Source organism: Lactococcus cremoris subsp. cremoris NBRC 100676, assembly GCF_001591705.1.
Lineage (GTDB): Bacteria > Bacillota > Bacilli > Lactobacillales > Streptococcaceae > Lactococcus > Lactococcus cremoris.
The window spans coordinates 1-14,676 of the sequence record NZ_BCVK01000001.1 but is presented as its reverse complement, the minus strand read 5'-3'; the positions used below and the strand labels follow the sequence as shown (position 1 = coordinate 14,676).

Genomic DNA, 14,676 nt, shown 5'->3' with positions numbered 1-14,676 from the left:
AGGATTCCTTTCTAGAATCTAAATAGTAGTGTATGACTGCTCGATTTATATCCTGAGCTGGATTTATTACCTTTCTATCTATCAGGAGAAATAAATCGAAATTTCGGAGTTTTTTATAAAAGAGCTTACTACAAAATATTTTTACTAAACTCTTTGTGGTAAAATTAAAATAAAAGGAAAATGTGACCGATAATATAAAAAGCCAATTAAGAAGAGATTCTTAATTGGCTTTAGCTCTATTTCATAAGTGATTGAAGCTGTATAAATGTTTTTGTAAAGTGTTTTTTAACCGTTTTATCACTCATTTGAATCCCTTTGGTAAGGAGGGTCTCAGATAATTCTTTCCAATTTTGGTGAGAGGGATAAAATCCAGACTCTTGATAGGTTGTAAAGATAATTGAATCTATGGGGTTCAGAGTTTGCAAAGCGGTTTCTAATTTATATTTACGCTCAATCTGCTTTTCCTTAGCCATCAGAGCTTCTTCTGGGTTTAAATCACTACTGGTTAGAAACTCTTCTAGCTCGTTCGATTTTGTTGCTCCGACTTTGTAATTGGTACTGAGGATATGATGATAGCGAAGCTTACGCTGATGATTAGCTTCAATTTTTTTATCTAATGCTTCTGAAGCTTTGGTATTAATATTTTGTGCGGCTTCAACAATTTCTTCGTAAAGCTTTTCTAAAGCTTTGGCATCGTCAACTGTTGCGTTTTTTAGTAAATCATGATATTTATTTTCTAAAGCTTTCAAATTTCCGCGATTGATCGCTTCGATGAGTTCTTTATCATGACGTTCTTCAATTTTACTCATTGGGCTTCTTTCCGCCAAAAGGAAGGAAAGAAACAATCTCTAATTTTGATAAAAGGTGTCAAAACTTTGGAGAAAATCAGAATTGGCAAACATTTATTCGCTTCTTCTGTGTTTCAATCCGTCCGTTTTGATGGCGCCACCATTTTTGGACTTTTAGAATTTATCAAGACTTACTATTTCTTGATATACTTATCATCTCAAAATATAAAATCAACAAAAAGGCAAAATGGAAGAAACAATATCTTTGTGAAAAAAGGAGCAAAAAGTAGATGGATAATTTTATAAATGAACTTTTGAATATTTTGAGTAAAATGGGATTTACCTACAATAAGATTCATGAAAGAACAGGAATAGCGAAGCTTAATCTATCGAAGTGGAGAAATGGAGAGAGTAAGCCCAATCAAGACAACTTGTTAAAATTGAGGAATTTTACTTTGGAAGTCCTTACAGAAAATGACTTTAATTTCCCCCTAAAAAAAGAATATAGGGAGCCACTTGAAAATTTTTATAGATATACGGAAGAAGTTTTACAAGAAATGCCAAGAAATAATAATAAGGAAGCAACTATTCTGTCAGATCATGCAGATAATCAAGAAGCGCTCCGATTTTTAAAACCATCATTGGATTTTGGACTGTTTGATTCATACATAAACTTTAATAGCAGGAGTGGCTTTAATCTTGATCATAAAAGACAGATTGAGCGAAAAATAAAAAAACAGTATCAATCCATGTTTGTTTTAAACTTTAATTTATTGATTGATTTTATTGATAATAACTCAGAGAAAAATGTTAAAGCTTTACTTTGTGAAAACTGGACGAGAGAACGCGCTGAGCAATTTTATAACAATCTTCCACATGAAGAAGACTATGAAGAACTTGAGGGGATTTCTTTCATTTCATCTATTGCGGAATTTTGGCTTGCACAGGAATTAAAAGTAAGCAAAACTCAAATCAGAAACTGGAAAATTGGAAAAGACTTTCCAACAGAAGAAAACTTATCTAAATTGAAGAAGCTATTACATTTGAATGGTAAGATGGCATTTTTAGGCTATGAATTTCCAAAATGGCAACTTGAAGGTATGTTTTTACCAGACATAGATGAAAAATTAAGAAAAAAAGATGAAGATTTTCTCTATTACGAAACCCTAGAATTTTTTACTCAGGTTCTGTTTTTCTACTGTGGTAAGTCTTTGGTTATCAAGCAATTAAAAGATGATATGGAAAATAGCTTGACCGAGGAAGTACAAGAAAATGTAGTAACTGAATTTTTTAGAGAATTCCATAATCTGAAAGTAGTACGTGAAATTATTCCAAATGAGGAGGCTTATAAAAATTTGCCAAATTTAGCTTCTTATCTTGATATGAGTGATCAACAGGTTGATTACATAATTAGAAAAGATGAAACATTGTTAAGTCGGATATTTAAAAAAGAGCATGTGGATCTGTTAAAAGAAGTAAGTGAAAATAGATGCTTCGTTGAAGAGCAGAAAGAACAGCTAGATGAGCTTGTTTCTCTTCTTGAAAATGGGAAAGGCATAAAGTTTCCTTATTTTAAATTTAAATTTTTGTATTCCCCAGATAATCATAGTGTAGAGGATGTTGAAGAAATAGCGAAAGGGCTGGCTTTATTTTTAACGGTTCCAAGTGTATTCAAGTGGTTTCATTCAGACTATTCTTTTGAAAATTTGTCAGATAAAGAGTCCAGTGAGGTTATAGATTTTGCCAATTTAGCTCTTCTGAATAATAACCAAGAATTAAAAGAAAAAGTAAAAAGGTATGCGGTTGAAAAACTTAGAAGTAATATTGATTTGCCCTATTGCGATTTATTAGCGTTCTTTGATGATTTATTAGTGCCCTCAATAGTAGAAAAGATATTCGGTAAAAAATAGTAATTTATGCTACTTTTCTTTTCGAGAAATATAGAATGTTAGGACACAACTGGACTCAAAATCCAGTGATCTCACGATCGTGCCAGTTTGAACCCGGGCGCCGGCTATCTAGCGCTTGGCTTTTTTTGTTTCTTTTCTGTCCCAGGGACTTTTTGCGCTAAAAGTATGGGACAGTTTGCTGTTTGTTGAGTAGCTACTACATCTATAATTATTGCCTCATAGTTACTCCTAGGCACCCCAGTCTATCTTACAAATTAAAAATCTGCAGAAAAATATTTTATCTAACTAGTGTTATTTATGATATTCCTTTTTATAGAAATTCTGCCGCTATTTAATAGCGAGTTAGCAAAAATGAAGTGACTTACCTTAATTTCATCCATAGGTTTATTTTTCGATAGAGGTGTTTTAGTTAAAACATCTAGGAATTTAAAATGACAATTTACTAGATTTGTAAAAGCTCAAAAGACTCTCAATTTATTAAAAACATTCCATTTTTTTTGATATGGTATAATTAATATAAAAGTAAAACTATTTTGGGGGAAAAAGTATGAATTATTCAGTCGCTCGTCACTCTGGTGCCATTACCTTAGATACAAGACAAACAATTTCAAAAAGGTACCGTATCGTTACTAGAGCTATTAACCGCGAGTTTTGGCAATCAGAAAGTGACACTTTACACAGTTTTTATGTTGGCTCATATGGAAGACGAACTGCCATCAATACAAGTGATATTGATATATTAGTTGAACTCCCTATAAGTGAGTATAATAGATTTCAAACTATATCTGGTAATGGACCCTCTAGGTTACTACAAGCGGTCAGAACTGCTATTAAAAAATCCTACCCAATGAGTGATGTAAGAGCAGATGGTCAAATTATAAAAATCAATTTTCATGATGGTATTCAATTCGAGTTACTACCTGCGTTTAAAGAGGAAAATTATTGGACAAAAGAAACAAGTTATATATATCCTAATTCAAATATGGGAGGATCTTGGCAATCTACAAATCCTAAAGCAGAACAAGAGGCTATGAAGTCAAAAAATAGTCAATCTCAAAGTAATGGATTACTCATTGCTACATGTAGACACCTCCGATATATCAGAGACACTTATTATAAAAGTTATAAATTATCAGGAATAGTAATAGATAGTTTTGTATACGCCGCTATGAATAATTGGAGGTATGTAGAAAAAGGAACCAGTATTTCAAACTCTGAGAGTTATGAACAAATTCTATTAAACTATTATAATAATAAGGTTATGTATGGGGTAAACTTCTTAACATTACACGCTCCTGGTAGTGGTCAACTTGTTGATACGACAGACAGTTTCGAATGTCTCGGTAAGGTATTAAATAAAATAAACTCTTAAATAATAAGGAGGATTTTCATGAGCTGCCCAGAACAAAAAGAAAAACTTAGAGCACAACTAAGAGAAGCTTATGGACGAATAGTTTATTCCAATACTACTCATTTAAAGGCTGTTGATAAACTAATTTTGAAAAATAATAGAATGAAAAGTTGTCAAATTGCTCTTTCAGCGATTACTACTGGTGGATTTTTATCTACATTTATTTTCAATGAAGGATTTCTAAAATTTGTGACTGGTCTAGCTTCTGTATTATCATTAGGATTGAATATCTATTTGAAGAATTTTGAGTTGGATACTTTGTCAAAAGAGCATCAAATTGCTGCTAATGATCTTTGGTTAATTAGGGAAAAGTATATTTCTCTTTTGACAGATATGGATGATATGACAATTGATCAAATAATAGCCACAAGAGATATGTTACAAGATGACACTCACAATGTTTATAAAACTTCGCCTAAAACAGATGCAGATAGTTATGCTATGGCTCAAAAAGCTTTAAAAACTGAAGAAGAACAATTTTTTACAGATGAAGAACTTAATCAAATTCTCCCTAAACACCTTAGAATTCCTATTAAAAAAGAATTTTTAAATAATAAATAAACTGGATGTGCCACTGGATACTTTGATTGGTAGGATATTTATCTGCTAAATTTGAGAAAGAATGACACAGGATATTCCCTCGTCTCTCTGGCTATCAGCTTAGCTAATAGGAGAGAGGCTGAATTTAGAATGTTAGGTTATCAGTGCGTTGGGAAATGGTATTTACATGAGTAAAAGTCATCTTTAAGGGGTAATAAAAATTGAAAAACAGATAGAATTTAATTCTATCTGTTTTTTTATGTAAGTAATACTTATTTTGGAATAACTGTTTGACGCTCAGCATGCATTCCTAGCTGATCTTGTGAAACATCATAAATATAATCGCCATCAGTTACAAAAATTTTATCAACGACAGAAGTAGAATATTTAAAACCAAATTTTAATTTTTCTTTTGTGTCTCTAGATATTTTATCAAAGTCAATAGAATCAAGTTCCTTTGGTGTTAGAGCAACTAAATCACTCACATTGATATTGTTCCTCCTTGAGTAAAGTTGATTTATAGTAGCTATGGGAAATGGCTTGTTATGAAGTAATAGAGGCTTACTGTCAAGAAGATTTTCTAAATCAGGATTGCCTGTTTTTTTTATGCCAGCTTCATCTGTTTCTCCATTAGCAGAGTTGAAGAATAATCCATTTTTAATGAAACTGTATTCACTGAATTTAGAGGTGTCTTTGAGAATACTACTCATTTCATCTTTATTTTGTTGAGCGTCGGTAAAGACATAAGTTGCTTCAGCTTTATCGTTAAGGTATAACTCACTTGAGTAGGATAATGGGACTAAGAAATAGATTCCATTTTTTTCCACAATTCTTCCTTGAGAAAGGGTGTTATATTCGCCATTGTTGGTATAGAAGGGGTTTGTTTGAACTTTATTATTTTCATCAAAATAAAACTCTATTTTTGATGAGTGAGCTGCTTCATCTATAGGTGCTTGAGATGCACGTAAAATACGAGTATATCGACCGTCAGAGTAAATTTTAATGGGAGTTTCAGGAGAGTCGGGTAACTCGTAATACCCAACAATACCATTGATATTCTGAGGCGCTTTGTAGTCAATCCCCCAAAAATCTACAAAATCATAGCTGTTTTCTTTACCTCCTTTTATTTCATCAATAGTCGGACTTGATGTCGTGGAAGAAGACGTTTGTATGGTTTCATGATTCTTAGAAGTGGGATTTTTTTCTGAAGTACATCCAATTAGCAATATTAAACTCATCCCAAAGGTTAGAGCAAGACTTAGTTTTTTCAAATTATCCTCCTAAATTAACATTAAAAATGTTCTTTGTGCTATTTATTATACCAAAAAAACCAAAAAACAACATTTTAAATGAGCGTATTGTCATTTACAAAATACCTATATTTGATAATCTTTAAAAAAGGACGAAAAAAATGAATATTGAGTATTTAGGCGATAAGTTAAAAGCAGCTAGGAAAAGTAAAAATTTAACTCAAAAGGGGCTTGCCGAAAAGGTGGGAGTGAAGACAAGAACAGTTGCATCATATGAACAGGGGAGTGCCTATCCATCTTTAGAAATATTTGGAAAGCTATGTGATACTCTGAATATATCTGCAGATTATCTTTTGGGGATATCTGATAAGATGCCATTAGAGATGGGGGGATTAACAGATGAACAAATGCAGTTGTTTTTTCAACTCATCGCTATCGTAGAGCAATTCAATAATCATAATGAAGCGAAAAAATGATATTATCTATGATTGTTTTGTAAAAAAGAGGATGAAATATATTTTCAAGATTATTGGGGTGATAGCAAATGAAGTTACAAAATATAAGATCATGAGCAGAAGAATCCTATTTTACAGCTTGTTTCTCTTATTGAGAAGGTAAATTAATTAATTGATTGATTGATTGATTGATAGTAATGAAAAAGGCTACACATAATTTTATATATATAATTTTTTTGCGTTATAGAGATTAAGGAATTAAAATAAAGTATTCCTAATGCGTTAATGGCTTTTGGAACATTGGAATATGTAGGTGAGAGAAAAGTTGAGTAATGTCTTGTCAATGGCAAATCAACTTTTTTTATGTTGTTATAACTTAAACTCTATTATATAGTGAGCAGATGGTATTTGCTGTTTTGCTTGATGAAGTCAAAATAAAAAATTTTTATTATGAATCAGAAGAAGAATTGGAGAATCCTATTTCAGATGCAGTAACTACCGTGAACCTATATGGTAGTTCTGAGATCGATTGATATATTAACACAGAGAAATCCACTGATTAATCAGCGATTAAAACAAAAGCATAATCAACATAAAAAATAATATATTGTTTGTTGCTTAACGCTATGATAAAATTAGCATAAATAAAGGAGAGATGGTATCTTGGTAAAAAAAACTTCAAATTTTCATTTCATCAACATATATTGATTTAATTGATGAACGTCAGTCATCTGTTCAAGCGGTTTTAGATTCTGGACATATACCTGCAGGAATGGAACTTTTTAGAGCTGGAAATGAGACTCAATTAGATACTATATATAAATGGATAGATAACTCTGATGTATATATGTTGATTCTTGGTGGTAGGTATGGCAGTGTAGAGGAAAAATCTCAAAAAAGTTACACACGTCTTGAATATGAATACGCAATTAGCAAAGGAATTCCTATTTTCTCTGTAGTTTTAACCGATGACTTTTTAAAAGAAAAAAAATCTACACTTGGTGTAGATAAAATTTATGAACAAGATAACATAGACAAGTACAAGGAATTTAAAGAACTTGTCCTGTCTAGAATTGTTCGCATGGTGAGTGATCCAAAAGATATTATGCTAGCTGTTCATTCAACTTTAGTGGATTTTTTGGATGAATATGATATGGTTGGCTGGGTTAGGGCGAATGATTCAGAAGTTAATACAGCATTACTTACACAGGTTAATGAACTATCTATCGAAAATAAACAATTGATAAAAAAGAGTAATATGCTTAGCCAAAAAATAAATTCTATGCAAGATACATTTGAGTCAGACCTAGCATTTGAAGGGGAAGAAGTGATTATTCAGGCGACATATTCTGAAAAATCCAAGAGTATGTCTCCTATTTATCATGATAGAAACATAGAAAAAAGTATCACATGGGATAAAATGTTTTTATTATGGGCTCCTAGATTAACTGTAACATTAAATTGTAGAAAATCAAAAAGTGAACTGGAGTACGCACTCAAAGATTATATGGGCAGATATATAAAATTGAATGATAATCAGTTTCATACGATTAAAATTCAATACTCAGCGTTAGGCCTCATAAAATATTATGAGGCTAGAACTACTCAAGGGGGAACAGCAGAATTTATTAATCTGACATCTAAGGGGAGGGAATATATGGTAAAAAAGTCTGCTATTAGAAGAAATTAATGTTTACAAAGAAGAAAAGAATTTATATAAATAGTATGACCCAGTATTAATCTAAGTGAGAATCGTGCGTGATGCGCCTTCCTCCAACCTATAGTTAAGAGGAGAAAATTTAATTGCTAGTTATTGATGTTTATGGAAAAATAGCAAAAACAAAAATATCGGATAAGTTAAAATTATATATATCTAATGTCCCCAGTGATTGGAAAGAGGGAATCGTTGAAGATATGATGCAGGAAATTCGGCAACAAAAAGTTGATATTGAAGATAATTTGCGAAGGTATGGGGACAGTTTTCAAAGTGAATATACAGTAGCTTCGCTAAAGAGAATTATTGAAACAAATATAAAACAATGTCCAGATCATGGCTTGGAAACAATCGAAAAATGCTTAGATTATTTAGCCGATAATATGGTATGTTTATTTTTTGATTATGATGATGAAGATATGCCATTCTTTGATTGGACAACAAATTGTTTTGAAGGACGCTTTTGCGAAGAAGATTATGCAGAAAAAGTAATGTATTTTAGTAATTTTGTAAATCAGGGAGTCCAAAATGGTATTCATATGAATTGTATTTACACAAGTAATATGAATCCATTAGAACATACCAGAATACTTAGAAATTTAAATTTTCGAATTGATTCTAAATTTAATAATTGGAAATCCAAAGATGATTATATAATTGAACTGCAAAAAATGGGAAAGCGTATAGATGGTATCTTAAATTCAGAAAATGATTATTATAAATTAGATTATATTATAAATAGTATATACCAAGATAATAGTTATAATAAAAATCACTTTTTGAAAGTTTTCTCATTATTAGAATTATTACTAGTAGCTTCTAATCAAAAAACTAATATTGATCACTTATTAATTCCCTATCTAGAAAAAAATTATGGTGATGATTCCACAGATGTCGCAATGATTTTAAGACAAATACGAAATAAAATTGCGCATGGTGATTTTAAAGCAGTTAATGATAAGGCAGAAAAATTTGCACAAAAATACATGACAAACTATACTTTTGATTATTCTGAATATAGCAGATTGAATTGGATATTTTTAGTTACCTGTTGTTTATTAGATGATTTACTAAGAGCAATAATTTTTAATCAATTAAAAGGAACTAAATAATTAATTAATATAACAATAAAACTTTTCCCAAATTTTCTATCTATAAGTAAATATTTTATCAATAAAAATTAATTTTTATTTTCAGTTGAGATTGATTATTTAAAGTATCTAAGTGATAAAGATGATTATAAAAAATTTAGATTGAAGAATATAAGTTAAAAAGAAAAAAATCAGTCCATCTGTAGTTTGGACTGATTTTTGTTACCTATTTCGCTCTTGATTTGTGCTTTTTATTGTGCTTTTTTAACTGGTAATTTAGGGAAGCATTGATATCTAAGCTTTGAAGACATTAAGATTCTACTTCAGCCATAAAATATATGATACAAAACTCAGCCGATAAAAGTCAGCCTTGTCGTATCTCCTCCTTTATTTTAAATTCTAATTCTATTCTATCATTTTTTAAGCGAAATATTTTTTTATTTTTATTATAAAGTGGTAAAATGACTTTATAGCGTTTTCAGTAAAGCGTTTGTAGTCCTAGTTAAGGAAGTATTATACGATACTTTCAAAAGAGTGAGGAGGGGAAGTGAACATCAGAGAAGTTGAAAAGTCATCTTTCTCGGTTATCGGAAAAGAAGGCTTAGGTAAATCGCAAGAAGCTGACATTTGGATTCCGCCGCTCTGGCAGCAAGCTACAAATGCTTTTGACGAAATTGCTCATTTAGTTAAACAACCTCTTGCCGTGTGGGGAGCCATGTCTGATGAGGCACGAACTTTTAGCGCTTGGTCCGATGGTGGACTTTATCTGGCAGGTGCTGAAGTTGAAAATACTACGAAAACTCCTGAAAATTGGACAAAATGGACCTTTCCAAGCTTTCGGTATTTAGTTGTTGAAACAGCAACTTATGAAATGCACAAAGTATATTCAGAGATAGAAAACTTCATGGCTCAACAGGATTTGGAACTAGTTGGAGCCGTACAGGAGCATCATTCGATTTCAGCTGAAAATCCAGAGGAGTTAGAACTTTGGTTTCCCATTGAAAGAATTTAAGAAGTAAAAAAGAGTTTTGATTGGTGACGAACTCATGTATTTTTAAAATTACTAAGGAGAAAAAATATGACATTAACAGACACTTACACATTAAACAATGGCATTAAAATCCCAAAAGTTGGTTTTGGGACTTGGCAATCAGCAAGTGGAGAAGAAGCTTATAATGCAGTAAAAGCTGCCCTTGAAGCAGGCTATCGTCATATCGATACAGCGGCTGCTTAAAAAATGAAGAATCCGTTGGTAAAGCAATTGCTGACTCAGGAATTCCACGTGAAGAACTTTTCATTACTACTAAACTTTGGGGCGTAGGAACGACAGAAGATGCAGCAAAAGCATTGGACGAGTCATTGGAAAAATTGGGGCTTGATTATGTCGATTTATATCTCATTCATTGGCCAAATCCAAAGGCTTTTCGTCCTGACTTTTAAAAACGCAATCTCGCTGTTTGGAAAGCAATGGAAGCAGGATTAAAAGCTGGGAAAACTCGTGCGATTGGTGTTTCAAACTTCCATCCACGTCATTTGAAACCTTTGTTGAAATTTGCTGAAATCAAATCAGCAGTTAACCAAATCATGGTCAATCCAAGTGACCAACAAGAAGAAATTGTAAGTTTTAATGTGGACAATAATATCTTGACTGAGGCTTATAGCCCGCTTGGAACTGGTAAAATCTTTGAAGTTGCAGAACTTGCTGATTTGGCAAATAAATATAATAAAACAATTGCCCAAGTGGTACTTCGTTGGTCACTTCATAAAGGATACCTCCCACTTCCTAAATCAGTAACCCCTGCTAGAATTAAAGAAAATGCAGAAATCTTTGATTTTGATTTAAGTATTGAAGATATTGCTTTTATTGACAGTCTTCATGGTAAAGCCGGATTGGCTAAAAATCCTGATGAAGTTGATTTCTAAAGAATAATAATGAAATATTTTACTGACAGATTGTTTACCTTTCTTACAAGACAGCAGAGAATTTGGTCAGTAAATTAAAAAAGGTCTGTCAGTAGAATTTTGCTGACAGATTTTTTAGATTTTTGCTATAATTATCTCTAACTATAAAACGCTAGACTGCCTAGTCGATCCACGCTCACCTTGCGAAGAATAATGCTCGGTCATAATAAGAAAAAATTATCAAATACCAAGGAGAAAAGATGAAAAAAGCACTTGTTTTAGTTGATTTTCAAAATGATTTTATTGATGGAAGTTTGGGAACAAAAGAGGCGCAAGCTATTCTTCCTAATGTCATTGAAAAACTTTCTCACTATCCTAAAGAAAATCGGTTTGCCACGCAAGACACGCATTTTGAAGATTATTTATCAACACAAGAAGGAAAGAATTTGCCGGTTCTTCACTGTCAAAATGGGACTTATGGTTGGGAAATTCGCAAAGAAGCACAAGTTGGCTTTGCTAAAATTTTTGAAAAAACAACTTTTGGTTCAAGAAGTTTAGCGGAATTTATCCGTGATGAAAACTTTGATGAGGTTGAACTCATCGGAATTTGTACGGATATTTGTGTGGTTTCTAATGCCTTGTTAATCAAAGCCTATGCTCCCGAAGTGAAGTTGACAGTCGATGCTTCTTGTTGTGCGGGCGTTTCACCAGAAAAACACTTGGCTGCTCTTGAAACAATGTCTTCTTGTCAAATAGAAATTATAAATGCATAAGTTGCAACAAAATTACTGATTCTGTCAGCAATTTCAACTTGACAAATTCTTATCTATCATTGATAATGGAAAGAGAAATGACAAAAATTTGGAAGTGTGAGAGAGGTTAAAAATTTGAATTATCATCAATTATTTTCCCGCTTGAATGAAAAACTTTCAGAAGAGAATTTGCAACTTCATTTACACTGTGTTGGCGGTTTTGTGCTTGAATACTATGGAATGAAGGCGACAGAGGATATTGATGCTTTTTATGAGACTACTGAAAAAATAGATAAAATCATTGAAGAAATTGGTGAAGAATATCATGTGGGAACTGCTAATGAACCTTGGCTGAGTCAAGCAGTTGGGGAAGTTATGTCTCATTCAAAAACAGATGAAACAATTATTTTTGAAGGAAGTCATTTGACTGTTGGGCTCTCACCACTGGAAGCGATTTTGATTGATAAAATTCAAGTCGGACGTACCAAAGATGTGCCAGACATTGCAAAATTGATGAAGAAATTGAAAATTGAAAGTCCGGATATCCTTTTAGAACGTTTTAAGTATACTGATGGATCGGCAGACCCAGCGGTTATTTTAGAAGCTTATAGTTTGGCTTATGGTGAAGAAGCTTTAAAAAATTATTTACGAAAAAATCCAAAAATACTGAGGTTATTACAATGACGTGGATTGAATATCTCTTGCAGGCTGCCCAAAAGTCCAAATGGAATTTAGAACTTTGGGTTCGCTACCTAAACAAAGTGATTCAACGTGACAAAATTTTGCTCTCTAAAAAAGAGATTGACTATTTAACGAACTGTGAAGAATTAACTTCATTTCAACGTGTTTTTCTTGAATTGGCTCTTGAAAAAGAAACAACTCCTTGGGAAATGACTGTTGGAATGTCAGAACCGACCCGTTCTATCCATCTTCAAGCGGTTTTACAAGAATTAAAAAAAGAATGAATTGAATTTCATTCTTTTTTTTATTAGCTAAAAGTTCATTAATAATAATTTATTTTATTCGCAGATACTGACCAATTAAAATAGTATCGCTAGATAAATGATTCCAAGCCTTGATTGAAGCAATTGGGCTGCCAGATTTTTGCGAAAGTCCCCAGAGAGTATCTCCTTTAACGACCTTATGAATTGAGGCATTTGAGTTAGAAGAAGTCGAGTTTGAGTTATTGGTAGCAGTTGAGCCTGAACCTGTCGAAGGATTTGAAGTAGCAGCAGATTGTGAAACAATAAGATTTTGACCAATATAAATGGTATCAGAACTTAAATGATTCCAACTTTTCAATTGAGCAATACTAGTTTTATATTTTACTGATAGCGCCCAAAGGGTATCTCCGGACTTAACCTTAACAGATGTTTGTGAAGCTGGCTTTGCAGGTGTCACAGAAGTGGTTGGAGTAGTGCTTGCGGAATTGTTTGAACCACCTGAATTTGTAGAAGAAGCTGAACCTGTCAGTAAAAGTTTTTGACCAATGTAGATAATGGTACTTTTAAGATTATTCGCACTTTGAATTTGAGCGACACTAATTCCATATCTTTGTGAAATTTCCCAAAGAGTATCACCAGATTTGACGGTATAAGTAGTTGAACTGCTATTGGTTCCAGAATTATTATTCGTATTTGTGGTTGTCGAGCCACCAGAATTAGTATTTCCAGCTGAAGAAGCTCCGTCAAAACGAGTCAAATTATATTGAGAAATAATGCGATTTAGTGAAGCGCCATAACTTGGGTCGGTAGCATATTTGCCCGTCAAAGCAGCAGTAGCGTCTTGATAGGTGGCAGCATTAGCCCGCCAAGCCTTAGCGTAATAGGGACCATTCCCAAAGTTTGTTGTTTTTAGGACATAAGCATTGTCTTGAAAACTTTGATTAAAGGAAGGATAGACCCTAAAGGGCATATCTTTAGTCACCCATTTACCATTGAGATACTCTTGAGTTTTAAATACGACACTCTTTCCTTGATAAGTGCCTTGAATACCAAATAAATTATAATAAGGTGCTCGTGAAAGCTGACTTGAGCCCCAGTTGCTTTCCAAAATAGCTTGGGCAATCATGACCGAAGGATATAAGCCATTAGCATCTGCCACAGGTTTTGCTGATGCGGCAATACTTTCAATAAAAGCCTCTGATGAGTTAGTTGCTGCTTGAACCATTGGACTTGTCTGTTGCAGAAGAAGTTCATGTGTGGTTGTCAATGTTCCGGCAATAAGAACAGCGCCAACAAATTTTGTGGTTGGTTTATAAAAAGCGAGTGGTTTTTTAGTTTTCTTTTTTAAATGTCTATTTTTAACTTTAACACGTGATACTGGCATAAATAATTACCTTTCTAAAGATTACAAAATATAATAAGTACTATCTTTATTCTACCACGCCTCAAGCTAAAAAAAGATGTCAATTTGGTGGCGGTTTGTAAACGTTTTTTCGTTAAGGATTTATATTTGTAAAAACTTTTTGCCTTTAATCTAAAAAATCTGATTTAAAACAAAAACATTACAATTGTGATACAAAAAACTTATATTTTGTCAAATAATAAGAAAAAGCTGAATGAAAGCAAGCAACACAAGATATTGTGTGTCATTACATAATTTATTCTATATATTGTGTCATTTCCGAGAATTTGATAAAATAGATGATGTAATTGAAGAGGATGGTTAATATGAAAAGTGAAATAAAATATCAAGATGTAACACTAGAAGAAATTAATGTGATAAAGCGTGACGGACGCTCAGTGAAATTTAACAGTGAGAAAATTTTTGATGCTTTGACTAAAGCGGCTAAAAAAGTCGAACTGACAGATATGTCGGTTCTTTCAGAACTTACTGACAGAGTAGTCAGTGAAATCTTTAC

14 protein-coding genes and 1 pseudogene are annotated in these 14,676 nt (G+C 32.5%); 12 read left to right on the top strand and 3 right to left on the bottom strand.

The genetic code is table 11. The features are described from left to right. Positions 1–236 precede the first annotated feature (236 nt). A complete protein-coding gene (locus tag LLA01S_RS00080) occupies positions 237–809 on the bottom strand; it encodes a hypothetical protein (protein ID WP_021215067.1) in 573 nt (190 codons plus the stop codon). A gap of 269 nt (positions 810–1,078) precedes the next feature. On the opposite strand from LLA01S_RS00080, the gene LLA01S_RS00070 reads away from it, so the two are divergent. The 3 genes from LLA01S_RS00070 to LLA01S_RS00060 all read left to right on the top strand — a co-directional run bounded on the left by LLA01S_RS00070 (position 1,079) and on the right by LLA01S_RS00060 (position 4,670). Then, positions 1,079–2,698: a helix-turn-helix transcriptional regulator gene (locus tag LLA01S_RS00070; RefSeq protein ID WP_021215069.1), complete on the top strand. Its 1,620-nt coding sequence runs from the start codon at positions 1,079–1,081 to the stop codon at positions 2,696–2,698. Positions 2,699–3,245: 547 nt separating this feature from the next. After that, positions 3,246–4,070 carry an SMODS domain-containing nucleotidyltransferase gene (locus LLA01S_RS00065; RefSeq protein WP_021215070.1) on the top strand — a complete coding sequence of 275 codons (825 nt, stop codon included), beginning with the start codon at positions 3,246–3,248 and terminating at the stop codon, positions 4,068–4,070. A gap of 18 nt (positions 4,071–4,088) precedes the next feature. Beyond that, on the top strand, positions 4,089–4,670 hold the full coding sequence (locus tag LLA01S_RS00060; RefSeq protein ID WP_021215071.1) for an SLATT domain-containing protein: 582 nt from the start codon (positions 4,089–4,091) through the stop codon (positions 4,668–4,670). Positions 4,671–4,921: 251 nt separating this feature from the next. Here the strand turns inward: LLA01S_RS00060 and LLA01S_RS00055 are convergent, their stop codons facing one another. Beyond that, a complete protein-coding gene (locus LLA01S_RS00055) occupies positions 4,922–5,920 on the bottom strand; it encodes a hypothetical protein (protein WP_032951022.1) in 999 nt (332 codons plus the stop codon). A gap of 140 nt (positions 5,921–6,060) precedes the next feature. On the opposite strand from LLA01S_RS00055, the gene LLA01S_RS00050 reads away from it, so the two are divergent. The 8 genes and pseudogenes from LLA01S_RS00050 to LLA01S_RS00015 all read left to right on the top strand — a co-directional run bounded on the left by LLA01S_RS00050 (position 6,061) and on the right by LLA01S_RS00015 (position 12,778). Beyond that, positions 6,061–6,375 (top strand): helix-turn-helix domain-containing protein, encoded by a 315-nt coding sequence (locus LLA01S_RS00050; RefSeq protein ID WP_021215076.1) that lies wholly within the window; start codon positions 6,061–6,063, stop codon positions 6,373–6,375. Between the two features lie 661 nt (positions 6,376–7,036). Further along, positions 7,037–8,044 carry a DUF4062 domain-containing protein gene (locus LLA01S_RS00045; RefSeq protein WP_081106854.1) on the top strand — a complete coding sequence of 336 codons (1,008 nt, stop codon included), beginning with the start codon at positions 7,037–7,039 and terminating at the stop codon, positions 8,042–8,044. Positions 8,045–8,157: 113 nt separating this feature from the next. Then, positions 8,158–9,180, top strand: coding sequence for a hypothetical protein (locus tag LLA01S_RS00040; RefSeq protein WP_021215080.1), 1,023 nt, complete (start codon positions 8,158–8,160; stop codon positions 9,178–9,180). Positions 9,181–9,706: 526 nt separating this feature from the next. Further along, positions 9,707–10,171, top strand: coding sequence for a GyrI-like domain-containing protein (locus LLA01S_RS00035; protein WP_061777638.1), 465 nt, complete (start codon positions 9,707–9,709; stop codon positions 10,169–10,171). Positions 10,172–10,237: 66 nt separating this feature from the next. After that, positions 10,238–11,082: pseudogene (locus LLA01S_RS00030) on the top strand (aldo/keto reductase). 239 nt (positions 11,083–11,321) lie between these two features. Next, on the top strand, positions 11,322–11,834 hold the full coding sequence (locus LLA01S_RS00025; protein ID WP_011675297.1) for a cysteine hydrolase family protein: 513 nt from the start codon (positions 11,322–11,324) through the stop codon (positions 11,832–11,834). Positions 11,835–11,948: 114 nt separating this feature from the next. Beyond that, positions 11,949–12,497, top strand: a complete 549-nt coding sequence (locus LLA01S_RS00020) for a DUF6036 family nucleotidyltransferase (protein WP_061777665.1) — start codon at positions 11,949–11,951, stop codon at positions 12,495–12,497. Beyond that, positions 12,494–12,778, top strand: a complete 285-nt coding sequence (locus LLA01S_RS00015; RefSeq protein WP_011675299.1) for a hypothetical protein — start codon at positions 12,494–12,496, stop codon at positions 12,776–12,778. The genes LLA01S_RS00020 and LLA01S_RS00015 overlap by 4 nt, the downstream gene beginning before the upstream one ends. Positions 12,779–12,827: 49 nt before the next feature. Here LLA01S_RS00015 and LLA01S_RS00010 read toward each other — a convergent pair whose 3' ends face one another. Beyond that, on the bottom strand, positions 12,828–14,141 hold the full coding sequence (locus tag LLA01S_RS00010) for a LysM peptidoglycan-binding domain-containing protein (protein WP_061777637.1): 1,314 nt from the start codon (positions 14,139–14,141) through the stop codon (positions 12,828–12,830). 344 nt (positions 14,142–14,485) lie between these two features. Here LLA01S_RS00010 and LLA01S_RS00005 point away from each other — a divergent pair. After that, positions 14,486–14,676: ATP cone domain-containing protein (locus LLA01S_RS00005; protein WP_155719837.1), on the top strand; the 191-nt coding region annotated here is incomplete at its 3' end.

What these genes read in the sequence shown, in the direction of transcription:
- LLA01S_RS00080 (WP_021215067.1), bottom strand. Translation starts at nt 809, where the DNA reads ATGAGTAAAATTGAAGAACGTCATGATAAAGAACTCATCGAAGCGATC.
- LLA01S_RS00070 (WP_021215069.1), top strand. Translation starts at nt 1,079, where the DNA reads ATGGATAATTTTATAAATGAACTTTTGAATATTTTGAGTAAAATGGGA.
- LLA01S_RS00065 (WP_021215070.1), top strand. Translation starts at nt 3,246, where the DNA reads ATGAATTATTCAGTCGCTCGTCACTCTGGTGCCATTACCTTAGATACA.
- LLA01S_RS00060 (WP_021215071.1), top strand. Translation starts at nt 4,089, where the DNA reads ATGAGCTGCCCAGAACAAAAAGAAAAACTTAGAGCACAACTAAGAGAA.
- LLA01S_RS00050 (WP_021215076.1), top strand. Translation starts at nt 6,061, where the DNA reads ATGAATATTGAGTATTTAGGCGATAAGTTAAAAGCAGCTAGGAAAAGT.
- LLA01S_RS00025 (WP_011675297.1), top strand. Translation starts at nt 11,322, where the DNA reads ATGAAAAAAGCACTTGTTTTAGTTGATTTTCAAAATGATTTTATTGAT.
- LLA01S_RS00015 (WP_011675299.1), top strand. Translation starts at nt 12,494, where the DNA reads ATGACGTGGATTGAATATCTCTTGCAGGCTGCCCAAAAGTCCAAATGG.
- LLA01S_RS00010 (WP_061777637.1), bottom strand. Translation starts at nt 14,141, where the DNA reads ATGCCAGTATCACGTGTTAAAGTTAAAAATAGACATTTAAAAAAGAAA.